The organism is Skermanella aerolata KACC 11604 (genome assembly GCF_000936425.1).
Taxonomy (GTDB): domain Bacteria; phylum Pseudomonadota; class Alphaproteobacteria; order Azospirillales; family Azospirillaceae; genus Skermanella; species Skermanella aerolata.
This window is the reverse complement of sequence record NZ_AVFK01000032.1, coordinates 28025-48944: the sequence shown is the minus strand read 5'-3', so window position 1 is coordinate 48944 and position 20920 is coordinate 28025. Positions and strand designations below refer to the sequence as shown.

22 protein-coding genes are annotated in these 20920 nt (G+C 66.3%); 16 read left to right on the top strand and 6 right to left on the bottom strand.

The window, feature by feature from the left end; genetic code table 11:
* Positions 1 to 96: 96 nt before the first annotated feature.
* The 3 genes from N826_RS28555 to N826_RS28550 all read right to left on the bottom strand — a co-directional run bounded on the left by N826_RS28555 (position 97) and on the right by N826_RS28550 (position 1946).
* On the bottom strand, positions 97 to 1179 hold the full coding sequence (locus N826_RS28555; RefSeq protein WP_044434465.1) for an enolase C-terminal domain-like protein: 1083 nt from the start codon (positions 1177 to 1179) through the stop codon (positions 97 to 99).
* A 95-nt stretch (positions 1180 to 1274) separates the two neighbouring features.
* On the bottom strand, positions 1275 to 1442 hold the full coding sequence (locus N826_RS43435) for a hypothetical protein (protein ID WP_157599374.1): 168 nt from the start codon (positions 1440 to 1442) through the stop codon (positions 1275 to 1277).
* A gap of 255 nt (positions 1443 to 1697) precedes the next feature.
* A complete protein-coding gene (locus tag N826_RS28550; protein WP_044434463.1) occupies positions 1698 to 1946 on the bottom strand; it encodes a hypothetical protein in 249 nt (82 codons plus the stop codon).
* Between the two features lie 188 nt (positions 1947 to 2134).
* On the opposite strand from N826_RS28550, the gene N826_RS28545 reads away from it, so the two are divergent.
* A complete protein-coding gene (locus N826_RS28545; protein WP_044434461.1) occupies positions 2135 to 2593 on the top strand; it encodes a DUF4112 domain-containing protein in 459 nt (152 codons plus the stop codon).
* 10 nt (positions 2594 to 2603) lie between these two features.
* Here the strand turns inward: N826_RS28545 and N826_RS28540 are convergent, their stop codons facing one another.
* Entirely contained in the window at positions 2604 to 4202 is a 1599-nt protein-coding gene (locus N826_RS28540) for a glycoside hydrolase family 88 protein (RefSeq protein WP_052832214.1), read from the bottom strand.
* A 358-nt stretch (positions 4203 to 4560) separates the two neighbouring features.
* On the opposite strand from N826_RS28540, the gene N826_RS28535 reads away from it, so the two are divergent.
* Positions 4561 to 4899, top strand: a complete 339-nt coding sequence (locus N826_RS28535; protein WP_044434459.1) for a hypothetical protein — start codon at positions 4561 to 4563, stop codon at positions 4897 to 4899.
* 45 nt (positions 4900 to 4944) lie between these two features.
* On the opposite strand, the gene N826_RS28530 is transcribed toward N826_RS28535, so the two are convergent.
* Positions 4945 to 5565, bottom strand: coding sequence for a DUF1989 domain-containing protein (locus tag N826_RS28530; protein WP_244619588.1), 621 nt, complete (start codon positions 5563 to 5565; stop codon positions 4945 to 4947).
* Positions 5562 to 6305 (bottom strand): guanitoxin biosynthesis heme-dependent pre-guanitoxin N-hydroxylase GntA, encoded by a 744-nt coding sequence (gene gntA / locus N826_RS28525; RefSeq protein ID WP_084721256.1) that lies wholly within the window; start codon positions 6303 to 6305, stop codon positions 5562 to 5564. Before gntA ends, N826_RS28530 begins: the two co-directional genes overlap by 4 nt.
* Before the next feature lie 509 nt (positions 6306 to 6814).
* On the opposite strand from gntA, the gene N826_RS28520 reads away from it, so the two are divergent.
* Genes N826_RS28520 through N826_RS28455 form a run of 14 tightly spaced genes read left to right on the top strand, consistent with a single transcriptional unit; the run spans position 6815 to position 20838 of the window.
* Positions 6815 to 7861 (top strand): extracellular solute-binding protein, encoded by a 1047-nt coding sequence (locus tag N826_RS28520; protein WP_169789428.1) that lies wholly within the window; start codon positions 6815 to 6817, stop codon positions 7859 to 7861.
* 42 nt (positions 7862 to 7903) lie between these two features.
* A complete protein-coding gene (locus tag N826_RS28515) occupies positions 7904 to 8953 on the top strand; it encodes an ABC transporter substrate-binding protein (protein ID WP_044434455.1) in 1050 nt (349 codons plus the stop codon).
* 14 nt (positions 8954 to 8967) lie between these two features.
* Entirely contained in the window at positions 8968 to 10065 is a 1098-nt protein-coding gene (locus N826_RS28510) for an SIS domain-containing protein (protein WP_147040656.1), read from the top strand.
* Positions 10066 to 10068: 3 nt separating this feature from the next.
* Positions 10069 to 10965 carry a carbohydrate kinase family protein gene (locus N826_RS40620; RefSeq protein WP_052832212.1) on the top strand — a complete coding sequence of 299 codons (897 nt, stop codon included), beginning with the start codon at positions 10069 to 10071 and terminating at the stop codon, positions 10963 to 10965.
* A 2-nt stretch (positions 10966 to 10967) separates the two neighbouring features.
* Entirely contained in the window at positions 10968 to 12011 is a 1044-nt protein-coding gene (locus tag N826_RS28500; protein ID WP_044434451.1) for an ABC transporter ATP-binding protein, read from the top strand.
* Positions 12008 to 12919 (top strand): ABC transporter permease, encoded by a 912-nt coding sequence (locus N826_RS28495; protein ID WP_052832210.1) that lies wholly within the window; start codon positions 12008 to 12010, stop codon positions 12917 to 12919. Before N826_RS28500 ends, N826_RS28495 begins: the two co-directional genes overlap by 4 nt.
* Positions 12916 to 13749, top strand: coding sequence for an ABC transporter permease (locus tag N826_RS28490; protein WP_044434449.1), 834 nt, complete (start codon positions 12916 to 12918; stop codon positions 13747 to 13749). The genes N826_RS28495 and N826_RS28490 overlap by 4 nt, the downstream gene beginning before the upstream one ends.
* Before the next feature lie 36 nt (positions 13750 to 13785).
* Positions 13786 to 14913 (top strand): SIS domain-containing protein, encoded by a 1128-nt coding sequence (locus N826_RS28485; RefSeq protein WP_044434447.1) that lies wholly within the window; start codon positions 13786 to 13788, stop codon positions 14911 to 14913.
* A 5-nt stretch (positions 14914 to 14918) separates the two neighbouring features.
* Positions 14919 to 15986 carry a carbohydrate kinase family protein gene (locus N826_RS28480; RefSeq protein ID WP_052832208.1) on the top strand — a complete coding sequence of 356 codons (1068 nt, stop codon included), beginning with the start codon at positions 14919 to 14921 and terminating at the stop codon, positions 15984 to 15986.
* On the top strand, positions 15983 to 16783 hold the full coding sequence (locus N826_RS28475; RefSeq protein ID WP_211099410.1) for a BtpA/SgcQ family protein: 801 nt from the start codon (positions 15983 to 15985) through the stop codon (positions 16781 to 16783). The genes N826_RS28480 and N826_RS28475 overlap by 4 nt, the downstream gene beginning before the upstream one ends.
* The gene (locus N826_RS28470; protein ID WP_044434445.1) at positions 16780 to 17718 is read left to right on the top strand and encodes a polysaccharide deacetylase family protein; all 939 of its coding nucleotides are present in this window, start codon (positions 16780 to 16782) and stop codon (positions 17716 to 17718) included. Before N826_RS28475 ends, N826_RS28470 begins: the two co-directional genes overlap by 4 nt.
* Positions 17715 to 18614 (top strand): polysaccharide deacetylase family protein, encoded by a 900-nt coding sequence (locus N826_RS28465; RefSeq protein WP_044434443.1) that lies wholly within the window; start codon positions 17715 to 17717, stop codon positions 18612 to 18614. The genes N826_RS28470 and N826_RS28465 overlap by 4 nt, the downstream gene beginning before the upstream one ends.
* Positions 18614 to 19303 carry an aspartate/glutamate racemase family protein gene (locus tag N826_RS28460; RefSeq protein WP_044434441.1) on the top strand — a complete coding sequence of 230 codons (690 nt, stop codon included), beginning with the start codon at positions 18614 to 18616 and terminating at the stop codon, positions 19301 to 19303. The genes N826_RS28465 and N826_RS28460 overlap by 1 nt, the downstream gene beginning before the upstream one ends.
* Positions 19300 to 20838 (top strand): amidohydrolase family protein, encoded by a 1539-nt coding sequence (locus N826_RS28455; protein ID WP_044434439.1) that lies wholly within the window; start codon positions 19300 to 19302, stop codon positions 20836 to 20838. The genes N826_RS28460 and N826_RS28455 overlap by 4 nt, the downstream gene beginning before the upstream one ends.
* Positions 20839 to 20920 lie beyond the last annotated feature (82 nt).

Below are 20920 nucleotides of genomic sequence, written 5' to 3'. Positions count from 1 at the left end.
GGATCAACCGGATCGTCGATCGCTTCGGTCAGCTTACCGCATTTCCTGCGGCTTTGAACGGGTTGAGGATGAAACCGGCGACCCCGGTGGACAGCTTCAAGCCACCAGGAAGCGTGCTACGGCATCCTCGTTCCATGCCATGCCCAGCCCCGGTCCGCGCGCCGTGATCATGCCGCCGGCCAGAGGCGCCGGTTCGGCCATGACGGCTCCTGCCATATCGAGATGTTCGAGGAAGTGGCAGGTGGGACTGACGGCCAGCACGTGGGCGCTCGCCTCTATGAACAGGTGACTGGAAAGCGGCAGGCTGGCCGCTTCGGCCAGGGCCATCGCGCGCAGCCATCCCGTGATCCCGCCGATCTTGATGAGATCGGGCATCGCCATGTCGCAGGCACCGGCCGCGATCGCGCGGGCCATATCAGACGGGAACCACCAGTTCTCGCCGGTCTGGATGGGAACCGGCGATGCGGCGCGGACGCGCGCGTGCCCTTCCAGGTCCTCGGCGGCAACCGGTTCCTCGACCCAGGTCAGGTCACAGTCGGCCAGCCGGTCGATGCGGCGGATCGCATCGGTGGCGCTCTGCGACTGGTTGAGATCGACCATGAGCTGGATGTCGGCCCCGATGATGTCCCGGACGGCGCGGACCATGGCCGCGTCCTCGGCGGCACCGCCCTCACCGATCTTGATCTTGATGGCCCTGAAGCCGGCGCCGATGGACTGCTCCAGCATCGCCCGGTCGGCGACCGGATCGACAAGGCCGAAGCTGTCGTAGGCCGGTATGGGCGTGGCGGTCCCGCCCAGCAGTTCGACGACCGGCCGGTCGGCGGCGCGGCCCAGCGCGTCCCACAATGCCATGTCCAGCCCGGACAGCGCCATGCCGACGAGGCCCTGTCGCCCCAGCAGGCGGAACGTCCGTGACAGATCGTGGAAGCGGTCGGCAGGCGCTACCGGTTTGCCGGCGATCAAACCTTCGATCTCTTTCAGGATCGCCGAAACCGGTTTCAGCATCAGCGGCGTGTAGCAGAAGACATAGGCGCGTCCGACGACGTCCTGATCGGTTTGAACGTCGATCAGGACCAGGGATGCCGCCGGAATCGCACCGGAGGCCGTTCGCAAGGGTCGCGGCATCGGGGCCAGCACAGACCGCGCGCGGAGCGATCGAATGGTTGGCGGCGTGGTCATGGCTGGCTCCCTGGAAACGTTGATTAATCCGGCTTCGGGAAATCAAATGCCTTGCGGGGCCTTCGTGCAAGCGCCGATCAGGCGCAGGGTCTCTCCTACTCGGCAAATCTCTGCCAGAGAAGCGCCGCGACCGCCATCGTCATCACGGACCCCCAAACCCCGACCATCTTGTTGTTCTTCTGAAGCGAAGCCTTCATCAGCACGAAGATCGAGCCGAGGGCGACAAGAATGAGGACCGTATCGATGATCCAGTTCGTGGTCATTGGCTATCTCCCATAGTGATTGGGGCACCGGCGGTCTTGACCGACTGCCGGTCTGAACAGCTTCGGAAGCGGCTGTTTCGGTCTCTACATAGGTCGGGATCGATGCATTGCTGGAAAAAACGGCCCTGTTTCGAACATGCCGTTCATCACCAAACCATAAGCAAAAAGAATGAAAACACTATGAGTGGTCGAGCGGGCCGGGCGTAGGCGGCCATAGAGCGCCGATGGGTGCCGTAAACGACGTCGGCGAACGGATCAGCGGACGAGCGCATCGAGACCGAACCGAAGGGCGGCGAAAAGAGCCGATAGGGTTGCCGCCATCGCTGCCTGGCTGTTGAGGATCTGGGTTCGGTTGATCGCCACGATGATCCGGTTCAAATCGGCGGCATCGAGTGTCTCGGCCCGGCTGATGCGGCGCACCCGCTGCCGGCTGGACATGAACCAAAGCCACGACGCCGCAAGTGCCGCGACCATGGCCGAGAGATCGAGAACAACGAAAAGCATTCATTCCCCTTGGTAGGTAAATATCTTGATCGTGAACGCGGCGCATACCCTTGTACAGGAGATTGGCCATGGCCATCTCTCGGTCAATGGCTCCGGGCCCCTCTGGCGATCGGCTTTTTATGCTGATCGCGATGTCGGAGCCCTTCACCTGAGCGGATGGTTACTCCATCCCCATCTGGAGGGTTCAAATGACTGCTACCTTTTTATTTTCCGATCAGGACGACTTCAATAGCATATCGGACAGGCGCGCAGCGCGTGAACGGCTGGAGCGGCTTGCCTGGGCGATGGACTCGGCCATCCGCGTGCCGGGCACCAATTTCACCATCGGCGCCGACGCGATGCTCGGCCTCGTGCCCGGTGTCGGCAATCTCGCGACCACCGCCATCTCGGGATACTTGATCCGGGAAGCCTGGCGGCTGGGCGTTCCGCGGGCGACCATCGCTCGCATGATCGGCAATGTGGCCGCGGACAGCCTGATCAGCGCGATCCCTGTCGTCGGCAACCTTGCCGACGTGTTCTGGAAGGCGAACCGGAAGAACATGGCCATTTTGGCGGAGCATCTCGACCCTGCCCGGATGCCGAGGTCCGGAGTGTCCGGCCACGCCTTCGACCGTACCTTCGACCACAGGGGCCGCAGGATGTCATGACCAGCCCCGTCTATCGCCAGTTCTGCAACATCGACTGCTCGTACATGGTGAGGAAGGCGCCCAATCCGTGGATCTCGTTGGTGATCCGGGGACGCGCCAGATAGAAGGCCAAGTTGCCGACACCTGTTCCGGTGCAGATGTTCAGAAGGTTGGTGCGGCCGTCGGTGCCAAGGGAGATCTGGGACAGGACGCCCTGGAACCCCTTGCGCGCCGCGGCCGCCGCGGTGGCGGCCGTGGCCGTGACGTAGCGGCGCTCCAATGCCTTGGAGATGATGTAGACATACATGCAGGAGCAAGACGTCTCCAGCCAGTTGCCGCTGACGGTCGCCTTGTCCACGACCTGGTACCAGCGGCCGGTGGCGGAGTCCTGAAGGCGGACGAAGGCGGCGACGAGACCCTGCACCAGGGTGATCAGCTGGCCGCGCTGGGGATGGTCCGTGTTCAGGACGTCCAGCACGTCGATCAGCGCCATGCCGTACCAGCCGATCGAGCGCCCCCAGAACTCGGGTGAATGCCGGCTGACCGGGTTCGCCCAGGGTGTGTCGCCCTGCTCGTCATAGGCATGGTAGAGCAGGCCGTTGGACGGGTGCTTCAGATGGGCGGCATAGACCAGGAGCTGGTTCACGGCCTCGTTGAAGGAACTGGGGATGGCTCCATACATCTTGCCATAGCGGACCAGGAATGGCAGCGCCATGAAGGTGCCGTCCAGCCACAGCTGGCCGGTGAAACCGGTCGTATGCCAAAATCCTCCGTCGGAGGTTCGGGGATAGGTCTTCAGGGTGTTCTTGATCTTGTCCGCCGCCAGCCGGTACTTGTTCAGCCCGGTTTCGCGGTGAAGGATCAGCAGCAGGTTCCCCGACTGTATGTTGTCGAGCTGGTTGATCGAAATGTCGATATTGCCATCGGCGTCGACATGCCGGTCGACCCAGGCCGTCAGGTATTGCAGGTACCGGCTGTTGCGGGTGCGCTGGTACACTTGGTACTGGCCGAGCAGATAGTAGCCCCTGTAATAGGTCCAGGACCCGAAAGCCGCCGGATCGGGATTGCGGGCGATGGTGGAATCGACCAGGGCCTTGCCCCAGTCGGTCCCGTCGTTGACGTCCAGCAGGTCGATGTTGGGTGCGCCGTTCGCGGTGTTCGACGTCAGCCTGACGGTATTGGAGCCGGCATGAAGCGGCGCCGTCAGGCTGCGCACCGCCCAGCGCGGCCAGCCGCCGGTGGGCGGGAAGGACAGCGCCGGATCGACGACGGCGCCGTTGACCCGGACCGTCATCGGCCGGTTGGCGGTCGTGCCGTTGGCGAAGCGGACGGCAAGGGTTGCCGTTACGGCTCGCGGCACGGTCACCAGCCATTCCACGTAGCTGCCGGCTTCCTGGAAGGTGTTGACATAAGCGGTGCCCGAGAAGCCTGCATGGATGGATTCGAGAACCGCACGGAAGATCCTGGCGGTTTCCGCCTGATACGTGGTCGTCGCCGCCATGGCGGGGGAGGCGAGGAACGGCGCTCCGAGATAGCTGGAGGCGACCCCGAGAGCGGCCGAGCCGCCCGCGGTCTTCAGGAAGCCGCGGCGCGGAATGCCGGCCGGCGGCGTCGAACGCGAGCAATCCATGGCATTCCTCCTCGGCCCGAATTGCGGAAAGCCCGCGTTGCATCGGGAATCTTCAGAGGATTTTACCGCTCCGGCTGGAAACCTGTCGTTGTCTCGACAGGTACATGGCCTTGCTAGACGAAGCCACGGATCGCATGATCAATGCGTTCTGCAGCATAGCCGGCGCATTATCCCATCGAATCGCTGTTCATATAAGATGCAAATAATGTCCTCTTACTGAAGACAATCACTTTCGACATATAAATTTTGACTAGATATTCTTTAGAGATCTTTAGTGTCGTGAACTGATTGTTGAATCATTATTCCTGCACGCGTCACATGGTTGCGCTTATTCGATAACGATTATGAAGCCTGGCAAATGGAGACGAAAAGGATCTACGCGGCGGTGTTGTTGATACTTGCCACCGCTGGACCGGCCGCTGCCCATGACATGTACGAGGGGCTGACGACACGGAACGGCCAAGCATGCTGCAACGACCGCGACTGCCGTCCGGTCGGCCACAGGTATACCGCCCAATCCGGGCATGAAGTCGAGATCGAAGGACAGTGGGTTTCGGTTGCACCGAGCGTAATTCTGCCGACTGCCTCCCCGGATGGTCAGAACCACGCGTGCTACTACCCGGTCTGGTCGACTTACCAATCCACGACCACGGTGACTTATGTCCTGCGTTGCGTGATCCTTGGTGGTCAGTCGTAGGATGGTTGCTGGAACGTCAGATGCCGGACCTTCCTGTATCCGGCATCACTGCGAGTCCTCGGCCCTCCTGACCGAATAATGGATCGGCTTGAAGCTGCCGCCGTTGCTCGCCGGGGCTGAGCAGGCCGTCAGTCCGATGACGAGGTCCATCCGCGCCTTGAAGACGATGCGATCACCTGCCTTGCTCAGGGGCGGCAGCACCCTGAACTTGCCGGTCTGGCCGTCCACCGGCACGTTCATGAAGCAGTTGAAGGCGACGGGGATGGCGTCTTCCTCGATCCCGTAGGGCCGCAGGGCCGCCGCGAGGTTGCCGTGACAGCCCGGATGCGGCGGTTCGTTGTCGTAGCAGAGCCGGAAGGTTGCTTCGCTGCACGGCGTCAGGAGGAAGTCATGCCGTCCGACGGTGTCCTCGACGATCTCCAGCATCACGTTGGAGCGGTTGGAGTAGAGCTTGTCGTGCGTCGTCAGGTAGATCCGCTCGGCATAGTCCAGGGTTCTCCCCGACGAGAGCATCTCGCGGATATCCTCGCGCGAGACCGCAAGAAGGTCGGCGACCTGTCCTCCCTCCGGGTCGATCACCGTCAATTCGTCGCCCGCCTCGAGTTCGAACGCTGCGCCGCTGCGCGGCGGGATGATGCCGACGGGTTCGTTGGATTCAAACATCATGTCCGCCCCAGGAAAGAGTTCAAAGCGGCGAGCGGATCGGGACGCGCTTCCGTGGCAGGCGTCCTGCTGTAAGGGCATGCCCATTCCGGCTCGATGATCCGGCCGCTGTATTGCCGTGCCTCCGAGATCTCGCCATGCCGGGCGAGCATCGGATTGACGTCGCCGGCAAGCTTCACGTCGCGGTCGAGAATGGCCTCCCGCAGCTTCTCGTAGCGGTTCTGGCCGCGCAGCATCTGGAACTGGTCATGAAGGTTGAAGACCATCGTCGGATGGGTAAATCGGCGAGCCGGCCGGCTGGCCTGCGGATGAAGGCCGACGACGAAGAACGCCTGCCCGCCGAAGCTCAGCGCGAAATGAGGATCGTCCGGGTCGGCGCTCACCCGGGGGTCATGATCCTGCCCACGCCAGGAATCCTTGTCGGTCAGCGACTGGACGCGATCCCATAGGCTGCTCTCGAACTCCTCCTCGCCGAGGTGGTCCGGGCCTTCGAAAACGACGGCGAAACTGGTGAAGAGTGCCGGTTCCTGCGTGTAATCCCAAGCAAAGCGCATCAACTTTTCCTGGATGGCGACGTCATCCCATGAACTTTCGATGCTCCGGGCAACGTAAACCGTTAACCTTCCGTTCTGAACGGCCGATTTTGCTCCGACGCACGGAAAGCTCCGCTCCAGGATGAATTCCCTGATACCTTCCTCCAGGGCAGGTCGGTTGATGTTTTTCTCTGAGCTTGGTTGAGGCAACTTTAGAGTCCTTGATCGTGGACACTATAAACTAGTTCGTTCCTAAGAAGTTCCAAATCGGCCGTCGGCAGCCCTGTGTCCCTGCACGATCCGCAGGCAATTGCGGCCCCATAAATGGGCAAAAATAATCGCAAGACTCTCTTGCATGGCTTGCAAGTCTATGCAAGCATCGTCGCTATGAATCCGACGCTCGCACCTGTTGAGATGACCAGCCTGCCGCGCCCCGCGCGGCTTCCCGGCTGCTCGTCCAAACGGCGGCGCAGCGCCCGGTGGCAGTCGCGTTCGAGCCGGCTTTTCGTCGTACTGCTCTCCGCCATAGCGGCGTCGAGACCCTGATATCAAAGGGTTGGCGGATCTTCGATCCGGCCGGACTTCAACTTTCCCTATCGATCCGGGCATCCGCACACCGATCTCTCGACCGATGATCCGGTCCGCCCCTGCTTTACATCGCCCGGCTTCAACTGCCGCGCATGAAGGCCCATGCTTACTTCGTTTCTGGAGAATTCCGCATGGATATTGGTAGAAGGCACGCTCTTTACTTGCTCGGCGCCGGTGCGGCAGCCACCTTCGGCGGTCTGAAGCCGGTAGCGGCACAGGATGCGCGCGAGCTGGTGATCGTGACATATCCCGGCGCCCTGTCCGCACCGCACCGTTGGCTTGCCGACCGGATGGAAGCGCGGCATCCGGGGCTGTCCATCCGCCTCGTGCCGTCGGACAGCCAGGATATCGTCGCCCAGATCAAGGCCGCGCAGGGCTACTCGCCGTTCGACGCCGGGCCGAACGACGAGCCGCCGCATCTGATCGGCATCGGGGAAGGCTACCTTTCCAAGCGCGACGACGCCGCGATCCCGAACCTTGCCAATGCCTATCCTGAGCTTGTCACGAAAAGCGGCGGCGTCGGCGTGCCGGCGACATATTCCCTGGTCGGCATCGCCTACAACACCGATCTGGTGAAAACCCCGCCTGCCAGTTGGGCGGACTTGTGGAAGCCCGAGTATCGCGGGCAGGTCGGGATCGCGCGGACATCCTCCAATCTCGGCCTCGCGACCCTCGCGATAGCCGCCAGGACGTTCGGCGGGTCGGAGGGCGACCTGGAGACGGGCTGGACCAAGCTCAAGGAACTGGAGGCCAAGGCGGCCCGGTCGCCGGCGGCACTGACGCAAATGCTGGAGCGGGAAGAGATCGCCATAGCGCCGCTCTGGAACAACAACACGGCGGCAGCCGCCGGCAAGGGCCTGCCGGTCGCCTTCGTCAAGCCCGCTCCGGGGCCGGTGGCGATCATCTCCTACTTCTCCGGCTTCGCCAGATCCCGCCACCCGGACCTCGTCGCTGAGTGGATGAACGGCATCCTCAGTCCCGAATACCAGACGCGGGCCGCAGCGGCGCCGTTCTACTTCGGGCCGACGGTGCGGGGCGTCGAGATCCCGGCCGATGCCGCACCCTATACCCCCTCGACGCCCGAAGAGGTCACGGCGCTCCAGACCGTGGACTGGTCGAAGATCGTGCCCGTGCGCGGCCAGCTCGTCGAGCGCTTCGACCGTACTTTTGCTTTCTGAACCGCGCCTGCGCCCAGCCCAAGACCTTCCCGGAGTTCCGCCATGTCCCAGATCATCAATCGCCGCCGCTTCCTGCACGGCGCCGCAACGGCAGGCGCCCTTCTCGCGGCGCCCGGCATCGTCCGGGCGCAGGGCGCCCGAGAACTCGTCATCGTCAGCTTCGCCGGATCCCTTCAGGAGCCTCACCAGTGGCTCGCCCGCCGTATGGAGCAGAAGCATCCGGGCCTGACCATCCGGCTGGTCCCCAGCGAGAGCCAGGACGTGGTGGCGCAGATCAAGGCCGCCCAGGGCTATTCGCCGTTCGACGCGATGCCCAACGGCGAGCCGCCCCACCTGATCGCCATCGCCGACAAGAATATCGAGCGTCTCGACCCGGCCAAGGTGCCCAACGCGGCCAACGTCGTTCCCTCCCTGATGGAAAAGAGCCAGGGCTACGGCGTGCCGGCCAGCTATTCGCTGATCGGGATCGCCTATAACTCCGATCTGGTCAAGGCGCCACCGGCATCCTGGAAGGATCTTTGGGCCAGCGAGTTCAAGGGACAGGTCGGGATACCGCGCGCGTCCTCCAATCTTGGCCTCGGCTTCCTGGTGGCGGCGGCCAAGACGTTCGGCGGGTCGGAAACTGATCTGGCGCCCGGCTGGACGAAGCTGAAGGAGCTTCAGCCGCAGGTCGGGCGCTCCCCGACGCAACTACTTCAGATGCTGGAACGCGAGGAAATCGTGATGGCGCCGATCTGGAACAACGATGCGGCGGGTGCGGCGGCCAAGGGCCTGCCGATCCGCTTCGTCAAGCCGGAACCGGGTCCGATCGCCGTCGTATCCTTCATGTCGGCGATCAAGGGGACGCGTCATCCCGATCTGGTAAACGAGTGGATGAACGAGATCCTGTCCGCCGAGTATCAGGCAATGGCGGCCAACGCGCCCTACTTCTTCGGGCCGACCGTCGCGGGCGTCGAGGTTCCCGAGGCGGCACGCGATTACACGCCGGCCAACGCGGGTGAAGTGGCGAAACTCCAGACGGTCGACTGGTCGAAGATCGCGCCGCAGCGCGGCGCCATCGTCGAGGAATTCGACCGCTTGTTCGCATCGTGACCGGCAGTCCCGCCATGAACCCGTCACCGATGCCGGCCCCTATGCTGGAGGATGTCGCACGCCAGCCGGACGTCCTCGCCAGCATGATCGAGCGGTCCGGCGAGTTCCGCCGGGCCGGCAAGGCCCTGGCGGTGGGAAGCGCGTGTCCCCTCCGCCGCGTCCTGGTGACCGGGTGCGGCGACGGGCTGTTCGCGGCTCAGGCGGCGTCGGCCCATGCCGCCGGCCTTGGCCTGGACTGGCGCGCCGTCGGCCCGATGGAGCTTCTGGTCGGCGCCGACACCTTGCATGAGAGCGACCGGGTGGTTGCGATCTCGATGTCGGGCAACGTGGACCGCACGGTGGAAGCGGCGACCCTGGTCCAGGCCAAAGGGATTCCGCTGCTGGCGCTAGTTAACGGTGACGGCGGCAAGCTTGGCAAGCTGGCGGGAACCAAGGTCTCGCTCGACCTTGCCGACGTCGCCGGCTTCCTGTGCGGAACAGCCAGCTACACCGCCACATCAGCGGCTTTGCTGAGCATCGCGGACGGTATCGCCGATGCGGCATCGCCGGCGTTGTCCGACGGGTTGGTCGAAGCGCAGCGGGCGGTGCTCGCGGCTTCCGAAGCCGTGCTGCCCGCCGTGACCGGCATGCCGTTCACGGGCGTCCGGCTGCTCTCGGCCGGCGCCGACACCGGCACGGCGTCCTACGGCGCCGCCAAGCTGGTCGAGCTGACGCGGCTGCCGTCGTGGTCGGCCGATCTGGAGGAGTTCGCCCACAGCCAGTACTGGTCGATGCCGGCGACCGATCTGGTCGTCGTGATCGCCGCGCATCCGGTCCTGGCGGACTACGCCGCCGAGTCCTGCCGGGCGCTGTCGGCCCTCGGCGTCACGACGCTCGTCATCGACACGGCGGCGTCTCCCGTCGAAACGGCGACGCACAGGATCACCCTGCCGCCGATCCATCCGGTCCTGGCGCCGCTGGTTACGGCGCTGCCGCTGCAACTGCTGGCGTATCGCCTTGCCGAAGCGTCGGGGTTGAACCCGAACACGCGGCGGCACCTTAAGGACGACGAGACGCGCTTTCGCGTCAGCCGCCTGCTGACCCGGCGTTCGCTGCTCGGAACGGGGCTCTAGGCGATGGCTGCGGACAAGCTTCTGGTCGTCGGATACCTGTCGATCGACACCGTGACGGATATGGCGGGCCACAGCCGGCGCATGCCGGGAGGTGCCTGCCTTTATGCCGGTCTGGGTGCGCGCCATGCCGGAGCCGAGGTGGCGCTCGCCGCTTCCGTCGGCGCCGATTATCCGGGTTATTGGATCGAGGCGCTGGCATCGGGCGAACTCGACCTGACGCACCTGAGCCGTAAAAGCACCCTGTCGAGGCATGCCGATATCCGGCATTTCGCCGACGGCCGCCGGGTCTCGACCCATTACCGGGACCCGGAATGGTGGGTATCGAGCGCCGAGCATGCGCCGGAATGGCCAGCAGACCTGTCCAGTTTCGGCATGATTGTCGCCGGCCCGATGCCGGTAAGCCAGCTTGCCCGTCTTGTCGAGGACGCGCGCGTGCAGGGCGTTCCGGTTGTCGCCGACACCAGCGAGGCCTTCGCCCGTGCCGACCCCGGCGGCATTCTTCAGCTCGTCCCGGCCCTGCGCGTCTTCGCGCCCAGCCGCGAGGAAACCCGCCTGCTGTATCCCGGCATGGGGGACGAGGATGCGGCCCGCCGCCTTGCCAGCATGGGTCCGGCTGTCGTCCAGAAGCTTGGGGCGGACGGGTTGCGCGTCGTCACGTCCGGCGGCGGCAATATCCTCCACCTGCCGTCGCTTGCCGCCGAAATCGTCGACCCGACCGGTGCCGGCGATGCCACGGTAGGCGCTCTCGCTGCCGGTCTGCTGGCCGGCCTTGATATAGCCGATGCGGCGCACGCGGCCCTGGCGGCCGGCGCGCTGGCGGTTTCCGGCGAGGGGCCAAGCGCGCTGGGTATAAAGTTCTCATACGCGGCACCGCAGGGTGCCACACTGGAATTGGAGTGACCATGAGCCAGTTGGTCATCGAAAACGTGTCGAAAGGCTTCGGCACTCTGAAGGTCCTGCGGGATTGCAGCCTTTCCATCGCCAAGGGGTCGGTCGTGACCCTGCTGGGACCATCCGGCTGCGGCAAGACGACCCTGCTGCGCTCGATCGCAGGCTTCCTCATCCCCGATGCCGGGCGCATCCTCGTCAAGGGCGAGGACATCTCGCACCTGCCGCCCAACCGGCGCGATGTCGGCTACGTCTTCCAGAACTACGCGCTGTTCCCGCACCTGACGATCCGGGAGAACATCGGCTACGGGCTGAAGATCAGGCGCAAGCCGAAGGCCTTCATCCGCCAGAAGGTCGAGGAAGCGCTCGGCCTGATCGCCATGACGCCCTTCGGCGACCGCTACCCCAAGCAATTGTCGGGCGGCCAGCAGCAGCGCGTCGCCATCGCCCGGTCGCTGGTGCTGGAACCCGAGGTCCTGCTGCTGGACGAGCCGTTCAATGCGCTGGATGCCCAGCTCCGGCTGTCGATGCAGATAGAGCTGCGGAAGCTGATTGACCGCGTCGGCATCACCTCGATCTTCGTCACCCACGACCAGCAGGAAGCGATGACGCTGTCGGACCGCATCGCGATCATGCGCGGCGGCCGGATCGAGCAACTTGGGACCCCGCTGGAAATCTACGATCATCCCCAGACGCCGTTCGTCGCCGACTTCATCGGGCGGGCGAACCTGATCCCGGTCGCCATCCGCTCCGGCCGCACAGACAGTCCACAGCCGATCCACTCGGCCATGCCCGACGGCCCCGGAACGCTGGTCGTCCGGCCGGAGAACTTGAGCATCGCCGAAGGTCCCGGTCCCGGCTGGGAGGGCAGCGTCGGCTTCGCCACGGCATTGGGCGCCACGATCGAGTACGAGATCGACTGCGGGGCGGGCGAGCCGCTGCGTGCCGTCCTGCCGCGCCGGCCGGGCGTCGCACCGCTCACCCCCGGTTCCCGCGTCACCGCCCGTATCCGTGATGAAGCCGCCGCGATCCTCCTGTCGGGGAGTCCCCGGCCATGACCGACGCGGTGCTTGCCCAGCCGACCCGGCTGTCTTTGGCCCGGCGCGTGATCGACGGCGGCGGCCTGTGGCCCGCCGTACCGGCGCTGGTCTACCTCGTGCTGTTCATGGTCCTGCCGATCGTTACGCTGCTGACCTTCGGCTTCGTGACGATCGACCGGGGCGCCATCACGGATGGCGGCTTCACCCTGACGCATATCGCGGGCGTGCTCGGCGATCCGCTGGTCTGGAACCTGACGTGGCGGAGCTTCTGGATCGCGGTCGTCTCGACCTGCCTGACCCTCGTCCTGGCCTATCCCATCGCCTATGCCTACGGCCATTTGAAGGGCGTCTGGCGGACGCTGCTGCTGGTCGCGATCATCTCGCCGCTGCTGACCAGCGCGCTGGTCCGGACATATGCCTGGATCGTGATCCTGGGCGGCCGGCGCGGGTTGCTGAACCAGACGCTGCTGTCGCTCGGCGTGATCGACCAGCCGCTCCAGATCCTCAATACCTCGACCGCCGTGGTCATGGGCATGACCCAGATCCACCTGCCGTTCATGATCCTGCCGCTGCTGGCCGTGCTGTCGGAACGGGACCGGCGGTTCGAGGAAGCCTCGCTCAACCTCGGCGCCAGTCAGGTCGAGACCTTCTTCCGGGTCACGATCCCGATGAGCATGCCGGCCATCGTCGCCGGCTTCGCCCTGGTGTTCGCGGTGTCCTACACCAACTTCATCATTCCCCAGCTGCTCGGCGGCGGCAACTACTCGACGCTGGCGGTGCAGGTCTACGAGCAGACCATCGTGGTGCTCGACTGGTCGCGGGGTGCTGCTCTCGCCACCCTGCTCCTGACCACCTGCTTCGCCTTCGTCCTGGCCATCGTGTCGGTCGGCGGCAGGCTGACGCGCTGGAGCGAGGTGCGCCGATGATGCGAAAAATCAAGGCGTCCTCCGCCCAGGCCATGCTGCCGATAGACCGGTTTGCCCGCTGGGTGCTGATCGCGGTGACGGCGTTCTCGATCCTGCTGCTGATCGGTCCCAGCCTGATCGTGATCGCGATCTCGTTCGAACCGCGCGCCTACATCGCGTTCCCGCCGTCCGGCTTCTCGACCCGCTGGTACCAGGCGGTCTTCGCGAACCAGCAACTGCTGGACTCGATCCTGGTGTCGGTCCGGATCTCGCTCGCCGTGATGGCAATCTGCCTGCTGATAGGAGTGCCCGCCGCCTTCGCCAGCATCAGGGGAACCTTCCGGGGCAGGGCGGCGCTGAACGCCTTCCTGCTGTCGCCGCAGATGATGCCGGGCATGGTGATCGCCATCGCCTCCCTGTTCTTCGGCGCCTACATCGCGTTTCGCGCCTCGGACCTGATGCTGATCCTCAGCCTGTCGGTGTTCTGCCTGCCGTTCGTCGTCCGCATCGTCATGGCCCGGCTGGCCGATCTCGACCCGCTGCTGGACGAGGCCAGCGCCAATCTGGGGGCCGGGAAGCTCGAGACCTTCGTGCGGGTGACGCTGCCCCAGCTGGCGCCGGCCATCTGCGCCGCGTCGGCCTTCACCTTCATCGAAGCGTTCGACAACGTCACGGTGTCGCTGTTCACCTCGGACGTGCGGGCAAGGCCGCTGCCGGTCGAGCTTTACTACCTCGTCCAGTTCGACAGTTCGCCGATCATCGCCGCGATCTCGTCGCTGGAGATCGGGCTGTCCTTCGTCGTGATGCTGATCATCGCCAAGGCCGTGGGTCTCGAGCGCCTCGGGCGCTGAACTCCCGCTGCCGATACCTCTTGAATTGGAACCGACATGACCGACTTTGCGAGCCGCCTCAAGGCGCTCACGTCAGAGCCGTCGCGCGACACCCCCGCCGACCCGCACCGCCTCGCCCGCGTCGAGCGGACGGGGGACGAGATGACGGGGCAGGGAGCCGCCATCCGCGCCACCTTGGCGGCGGCTTCCGCCAGTATCCGGGGAATCGCCGAACGGGCGGACCGGTGCGCCATCGACCGCATCGTCATCGCCGGCTGCGGCGATAGCTGGTTCGCCGGAGCCGCCGTCCGTCACGCGCTGGAAACGATGACCGGTCTTCCGGTCGAGGCCGCCCAGGCGCTCGACTTCGCGGCCTACGGTTCCTCGACCGCCGATGCCCGGACCCTGGCGATCGGCATCAGCTCGGGCGGCAATACGCCTGCCGTGATGAAGGCGCTCCAGGCCGCCTCGGCGCGCGGCGCCTTCGCGGTCGGCATCTCGAACACGCCGGATAGTCCCATCCTGACCCAGTTCGACGCCGGACTCATCGTCCATGCTACCCGTAAGGGCTGGCCGACCCAATCCACCAGCGCCACGATGGTGCTGATCACGGCGCTGGGCGCCGAACTCAGGACCGACGCCGGCGACGCGACGATGCGCGACGCGATCAAGGCCGAACTGTCCCGCATGCCCGATACGATGGACCGGCTGTGCCGCGACCTCGACACCCAGATGCGAGGAGTGGCGGAGCGGTTCGCGGCTTCCGGCCTGATGCTGTTCGCCGGGCTGGGGCCGAACTTCGCGGCGGCGGCCATCGGCGCCGCCAAGGTGAGGGAGCTGTCGCCCATCCACGCCTACGCGATCCCGCTCGAGGAATATCATCACTACCGCTCCCAAAAGGCTGGCGATCCCCTGTTCCTGCTCGCCAGCGACCCCGCCAGCGCCGAACGGGCGCTCGACACTGCCCTGGTCGGCGAGGCGGTCGGCGGCAGGATCGTAGCAGTCCTGTCGGAAGCCGCCCCCGACATCGAGGCACGGGTCGAGGAAGTCGTCCGCATTCCCCCCACGCTACCGGCGCTGACGGCGCTGCTCTCGGTCGTCCCGCTGCACCTGTTCGCCTATCATTTCGCCAAGGCGCGTGCCGCCCTCCAGCTCGGCGCGCCCCAGGCGCTGCCCAGCGCCTGACCGCCATGGTCCGGGTCTTCACGGCAGGCGGCATCATCATCGACAACGTCGTCGCGGCCGATGGCCGCGTCGGCCGCGACGCCATGGGCGGCAACGCCGTCTATTCGGCGGCGGGCGCCCGGCTGTGGCTGGACGAGGTCGGCGTCGTCGGACGCATCCCGGCGAACTACCCGCTGGAACTGCTGCGGCGCCTGTCCGCCCATGGCATCGATATCTCCGGCATCGTCACGGTCGATGAGGAAGTCCGGGAGGCGGAGTGGTTCCTGTACCGGGCGGACGGCAGCCGCGCCGACCACCTGCACGCACCGATCGATGCGCCCGGCCTGCCCCTGCACGGCGACCGGCTTTCTGCAAAGGAATGCCGCACCCTGGAAGCGCACTTGCGCGCCATGCCGGCGACATGGTCGGATTTCGCGAGTTTCCGGCGGCGCAGTCCCGTGCGGATCGAGGATGTCCCGGTACGCTGGTCCAGCGCCAGGGGCGTCCACCTCGCGGCCAACCAGCCGGCCAGCCAGCGCGCGATGGCCGAGGCGCTGTTCGCCCGCGGGCTTTTCGTCACCGCCGATCCCGGCCCGAACGCGCAGGCGATAGCGGAAGGCGGCCTGTCGTCGTTCCTCGCCGCCGTCACCGCCTTCCTGCCGAGCGAGAAGGAATTGGCGGTGCTGGCGCCCGGTCTCGACCCGGCAAGCGGTCTGGCATCGCTGCGGCGGCAGGGTGCCGGAACGGTCGTCGTCAAACTGGGCGCGGACGGCGCCATGGTCGCGTCAGGGGCAGGGCACACCGATGCCGTCGCGGTTCCCGCCTTCCCGACGGCAGCAGTCGATCCGACCGGAGCCGGCGACGCCTTCTGCGGCGGCTTTCTCGCCGGCCTCGTCCTGACCGGCGATCCTCGCGCCGCCGTCTGCCTTGGAACCGTCTCCGCCTCCTTCGCGGTGGAGGATTTCGGCCCCTTCCATCTCCTCGGCACGGCACGGCACAGCGCTGCGGAACGCCTGTCGCTGCTGATCGGGACCCTTAGTCCCGACCTTCGCTCCCATCTTCTCCCGATCCTGAACCGGATAATCATCACATGAACAGGATGTTCGCAGACCACACGGGCGACCCGATGATCATCGCGGCGCTGCATCTCCCCGATCTTTCGACGGCATCCGACACGTCGATGGCCTTCCTCGAGGACTACGTCCTCGCCAACACGGAAGTCTTCACCGGGGCCGGCATCCGCAGGATCATGCTCCAGGACCAGACACGGCGACGCGGCGCCGCGACGCCCCAGACCGTCGCGATCACCAGCGCGCTCGGCCGGGTCATGAAGCGCCAGTTCCCCGACCTGACGCTCGGCATCATCGTGCAGGCGCACGACGCGGTGGCGCCGCTTGCCATCGCCCATGCCTCGGGCGCGGACTTCGTCCGGCTCAAGGTCTTCGTCGGCGCCGCGATGACGATGGAGGGCAGCCGAGAGGCGCTGGCGGTCGAGGCGCGGACATACCGCCACCAGATCCGCCGCGACGACATCGCGATCCTGGCCGACGTCTTCGACCGGACCAGTGTGCCCCTGATCGACGTGCCGCCGGAAGAGGCCGCCGTGGCCGCCGTCAAGCTGGGGGCCGACGCGCTGGTGCTGACGGGCTCTTCCTTCGCCGACAGCCTCGACCGGATCGCCAAGGCGAAACGCGCGGGTGTCAAGCGGCCGATCCTGCTGGGTGGCAGCGTCACGGCGGACAACGTCGCCGAGGCGCTGGCCACTGCGGACGGCGCGATCGTCTCGACCTCTCTGATGCGGAAGGACGCCGCTCCCGGTGACCTCCTGTTGTGGGATGCCGATAAGTCGCGGGCTTTCATGGACCGGGCGCTGGCGGCCCTCCCGGCATGACGGCGCCGCGCGACTTCGCGGGATATCGCGGCGGCGAACCCGATATCCGCTGGCCCGGCGACGCCCGGCTCGCGCTCTCGCTCGTCGTCAACGTCGAGGAAGGGGCCGAACTCTCGATCGGCATGGGCGACGAGCGGAACGAGGCGATCTACGAGGCGGTCGAAGCCGTCGAGGGAGCGCGCGACCTGTGCATGGAAAGCCATTTCGAGTACGGCACCCGCGCCGGCTGGCCGCGCATCCGCCAGTCGCTGCGGGAGCGCGGCATCCGCGCGACCCTGAACGCCAACGGTCGCGCGCTGGAGCAATCGCCCTGGCTCGCCGAGGAAGCCGTCGTCGACGGCCACGAAGTCGCTTCCCATGGCTGGCGCTGGGAACGCCACGTCCATATGGACGAACCGACGGAACGCCGCGCCATCCAGCGCTCGGTCGAGGCGATTACTAAGGCGGCCGGTGTCGCCCCGGTCGGCTGGCATACCCGCTCCGCCACCTCGGTCAGGACGCGCGGGCTGCTGGTCGAGCATGGCGGCTTTCTGTACGATTCCAACGCCTACAACGACGATCTGCCCTACATGGAAACGGTCGACGGACATCCCCACGTCGTCCTGCCCTACGCTTTCGACACCAACGACATGCGCTTCTTCAACCGGGGCGGCTTCACCTTCGGCGACGACTTCGCGCGCTACTGCATCGACGCCTTCGACCGGCTCTACACCGAGGGCGAGCGGCATCCGCGCATGATGTCGGTCGGCCTTCACCTCCGCATCATCGGCCGTCCCGCCCGGATCGGCGGGCTGGAGCGGTTCCTGGACCACGCGTTGAAACACCCCGGCGTCTGGTTTGCCCGGCGCGACGAGATCGCCCATCGCTGGCGGGCCGGGCTAGGATTGCCGGAATGGCAACCTAGGCCCACTCCGGCCGGGTTCTCGCCGTCATGAGCCGCGATCTCGTCGGCTATGGCGGCCAGTGGCCGGACATCGTCTGGCCCAACGGCCAGCGCCTCGCGGTTTCGCTGGTCGTCAACTTCGAGGAAGGTGCCGAAGAGCAGGTCGGCGACGGCGACCCGCGCTCGGAACGGATGGGCGAGGTGATCAGCGTGGTCGAGCCGGGCAAGGCCGATCCGGGACAGGAGCAGATCTTCGCCTACGGCACCCGCGCCGGCCTCTGGCGCATGGCCGAATGCCTGCGACAGCATCGGGTCCCGGCGACGATCTTCTTCTGCGGCCGCGCGGTCGAGCGGGCGCCTGATCTGGCAAGGATGCTGGTCGAGGACGGCCACGAAGCGGCCTGCCACGGCTGGCGCTGGCGCCCGCACGCCGACTATGGAAGCGCCGAAGTGGAAGCACGCGACCTCGACCGGGCAGCCGCCGCCATCGCCTCGGCGACGGGAGAGCGCCCGCAAGGCTTCTTCTGCCGGGGAGCCGAAAGCCTATGGACGCGGGGCCTGCTGCGGGAGCGTGGATATCTCTACACCTCGAACGGCTTCGACGACGATCTTCCCTATTGGGACGCCGGCGGCCAGCCGCCGCTCCTGGTCGTGCCCTACGCGCTCGACACCAACGACATGAAGTTCTTCCATCCCAATGGCTTCGTCAGGGCCGGCGACATGGTGGACTACGTCGCCGACGCGCTCGACGTATTGGAGGACGAGGCGGCGAATGGCCAGACGCGCCTGCTGAACATCGGCTTCCATCTGCGCATCGCCGGCCGCCCGGCCCGCTTCAAGGCATTCCGGGATATCGTCGCGGAACTCGCCCGCCGCCGCGACCGGTTGTGGATCGCCCGCCGCATCGACATCGCCCGCGCGTTCCGCGAGCGGGTGGCGCCGCCCTGATGCGCCTCCTCCTGGTCAACCCGAACACATCGGTAGCCACGACGGCGGCCATGGTCGAAATTGCGCGCGATGAAGCGGCGGGATGCGCCGTCATCGACGGCCTGAGCGCCCCGTCCGGCGCTCCGCTGATCACCGACGAAGCGGCGCTGGAAGCGGCTGCCCGCGCGGTCGCCTCGCTTAGCCCGGAGATCCTTGCCGACGGCCCCGACGGCGTGATCGTCGCCGCCTTCGGCGATCCCGGACTGGACGCCCTCCGCGCCGTTCTACCCATGCATGTGACAGGCATCGCCGAAGCCGGAATGGCCGAAGCGGGGCAGGGCGGGCGGCGCTTCTGCGTCGTCACGACGACTCCAGACCTGAAGGCCGCCATCGAGCGCACGGCGCGGCGCCATGGTCATGCCGAAAACTTCGCCGGCGTCTGGCTCACTCCGGGCGATCCCGCCGCTCTGATGGGCGATCCGACACGACTGGTCGAGGCGCTCCTTGAAGCCTGCCTGCAAGCCATGCGCGAGGCTGATGTGGCGGCGATCGTCATCGGCGGCGGCCCCCTTGCCGTCGCGGCGCGAGCCTTAAAAGACGCGGTCGGTGTGCCGCTGATCGAACCCGTCCCGTGCGCAGTCCGCCTCGCCCTGAAGCGCGCGGAGCAGTACCGGAAACCACCGACCGATCTGCCGGAGACGTCCCCATGAGCCAGAAACTCGTCAGAGCCGACACCATCCTGTGCGGCTTCCACCCCGACGGTTCGCCCGACCTCCGCCCCGATGCCGCCGTCCTCGTCGAGGACGGATCGATCCGGGAAATCGGCGATGCCGATGCCCTGGCCGCCGCCAACCCGCAGGCCGAAACCGTCGGCGGCGCCGGGTTCGTCGCGATCCCCGGCTTGGTCAACGCCCACCATCACGTCGGCCTGACGCCGCTGCAACTCGGCTCGCCCGACCACCCGCTCGAACTGTGGTTCGCAAGCCGGCTGGCCTTGCGCGACGTCGATCCGCGCCTCGATACGCTCTATTCGGCGTTCGAGATGATCGCGTCGGGCGTCACCACCGTCCAGCACCTCCACAGCCGGGCGCCCGGCGGGCCGGAGGCTGTCCTGGCGACGGCGGAAAGCGTGATCGGCGCCTATCGCGAGATCGGCATGCGGGCATCCTATTCCTTCGCGATGCGCGACCAGAACCGCCTGGTCTACGAGGCCGACGAAGCGTTCCTCGCACGCGTACCAGCCGAGGTCAGGCCGGCCCTAGCCGACTACTTCCAGCGTTTCGCCATGTCGCTGGCCGAGCAGATCGGCGTCTTCCACGAATTGCGCCGCCGCTACCGCGACGACCCGTCGACCGCCATCCAGATCGCGCCGTCGAACCTGCACTGGTTGTCCGACGCCGCACTTGCCAGCGCTGCCGAGATGGCGGCCGAGACGGGGGCGCCGGTCCACATGCATCTGCTGGAGACGCCGTACCAGAAAGCCTACGCACAGAAGCGCACCGGCGGTTCCGCCCTGGCCTGCCTGGAGCGCTTCGGCCTGACGGGACCCGGTCTCACCATCGGGCACGGCGTTTGGATGAGCGAGGACGACATCGACCTGTGTGCCCACACCGGCACCCATATCTGCCACAACTGCTCGTCCAACTTCCGGCTCAAGAGCGGTCTGGCTCCCGTCAACCGCTTCACGGCCAAGGGCATCCCGGTCGCCATCGGGATCGACGAGGCCGGCATCAACGACGACCGCGACATGTTGCAGGAAATGCGGCTGGTCCTCGACGCTCACCGGGAGCCCGGCATCGACAGCCCGTTCCCGACGGCCGCCGGCGTGCTGCGCATGGCGACGGAGAACGGCGCTCGGACCACGCCCTTCGCCGGTCGGATCGGCAGGATCGAGGCGGGGAGGGCGGCCGATATCGTCCTGATCGACTGGAAGAAGACGACTTGGCCGTACCAGAACCCCGACATCCCGCTGATCGACGTGCTGGTCCGCCGTGCCCGCCGCGAGGCGGTCGATACCGTGATGATCGGCGGCGAGGTCGTCTACCGGCAGGGCCGGTTCACCAGGATAGACCGCGACGCCGTCCTATCCGAGATCCACGCCCGGATGGCCCAGCCGCTGACACCCGCCGAAGAGGCGCGCCGCCAGTTGGCGACCGACGTCATGCCCTTCGTCCGGCGCTTCTACGACGGCTATCTCGACGGCATGCCCCGCGAACCGCACACGATGCTGAACTCCCGCTTCTGAGTACGGTGCGTCGGCAGAGTCATACCAGGAGCCGGCATCATCATGATCTGAGGGACGATGCCGTCCTATCCCATTTGGTTAA

Bases quoted from the DNA above. Each gene is read 5' to 3' on its own strand.
- N826_RS28540 (WP_052832214.1), bottom strand. From the start codon at position 4,202: ATGGATTGCTCGCGTTCGACGCCGCCGGCCGGCATTCCGCGCCGCGGC.
- N826_RS28475 (WP_211099410.1), top strand. From the start codon at position 15,983: ATGAACAGGATGTTCGCAGACCACACGGGCGACCCGATGATCATCGCG.
- N826_RS28485 (WP_044434447.1), top strand. From the start codon at position 13,786: ATGACCGACTTTGCGAGCCGCCTCAAGGCGCTCACGTCAGAGCCGTCG.
- N826_RS28480 (WP_052832208.1), top strand. From the start codon at position 14,919: ATGGTCCGGGTCTTCACGGCAGGCGGCATCATCATCGACAACGTCGTC.
- N826_RS28550 (WP_044434463.1), bottom strand. From the start codon at position 1,946: ATGCTTTTCGTTGTTCTCGATCTCTCGGCCATGGTCGCGGCACTTGCG.
- N826_RS40620 (WP_052832212.1), top strand. From the start codon at position 10,069: ATGGCTGCGGACAAGCTTCTGGTCGTCGGATACCTGTCGATCGACACC.
- N826_RS28510 (WP_147040656.1), top strand. From the start codon at position 8,968: ATGAACCCGTCACCGATGCCGGCCCCTATGCTGGAGGATGTCGCACGC.
- N826_RS28455 (WP_044434439.1), top strand. From the start codon at position 19,300: ATGAGCCAGAAACTCGTCAGAGCCGACACCATCCTGTGCGGCTTCCAC.
- N826_RS28500 (WP_044434451.1), top strand. From the start codon at position 10,968: ATGAGCCAGTTGGTCATCGAAAACGTGTCGAAAGGCTTCGGCACTCTG.
- N826_RS28530 (WP_244619588.1), bottom strand. From the start codon at position 5,565: ATGATGTTTGAATCCAACGAACCCGTCGGCATCATCCCGCCGCGCAGC.
- N826_RS28545 (WP_044434461.1), top strand. From the start codon at position 2,135: ATGACTGCTACCTTTTTATTTTCCGATCAGGACGACTTCAATAGCATA.
- N826_RS28495 (WP_052832210.1), top strand. From the start codon at position 12,008: ATGACCGACGCGGTGCTTGCCCAGCCGACCCGGCTGTCTTTGGCCCGG.
- N826_RS28520 (WP_169789428.1), top strand. From the start codon at position 6,815: ATGGATATTGGTAGAAGGCACGCTCTTTACTTGCTCGGCGCCGGTGCG.
- N826_RS28470 (WP_044434445.1), top strand. From the start codon at position 16,780: ATGACGGCGCCGCGCGACTTCGCGGGATATCGCGGCGGCGAACCCGAT.
- N826_RS28535 (WP_044434459.1), top strand. From the start codon at position 4,561: ATGGAGACGAAAAGGATCTACGCGGCGGTGTTGTTGATACTTGCCACC.
- N826_RS28460 (WP_044434441.1), top strand. From the start codon at position 18,614: ATGCGCCTCCTCCTGGTCAACCCGAACACATCGGTAGCCACGACGGCG.
- N826_RS43435 (WP_157599374.1), bottom strand. From the start codon at position 1,442: ATGACCACGAACTGGATCATCGATACGGTCCTCATTCTTGTCGCCCTC.
- N826_RS28490 (WP_044434449.1), top strand. From the start codon at position 12,916: ATGATGCGAAAAATCAAGGCGTCCTCCGCCCAGGCCATGCTGCCGATA.
- N826_RS28465 (WP_044434443.1), top strand. From the start codon at position 17,715: ATGAGCCGCGATCTCGTCGGCTATGGCGGCCAGTGGCCGGACATCGTC.
- N826_RS28555 (WP_044434465.1), bottom strand. From the start codon at position 1,179: ATGACCACGCCGCCAACCATTCGATCGCTCCGCGCGCGGTCTGTGCTG.
- N826_RS28515 (WP_044434455.1), top strand. From the start codon at position 7,904: ATGTCCCAGATCATCAATCGCCGCCGCTTCCTGCACGGCGCCGCAACG.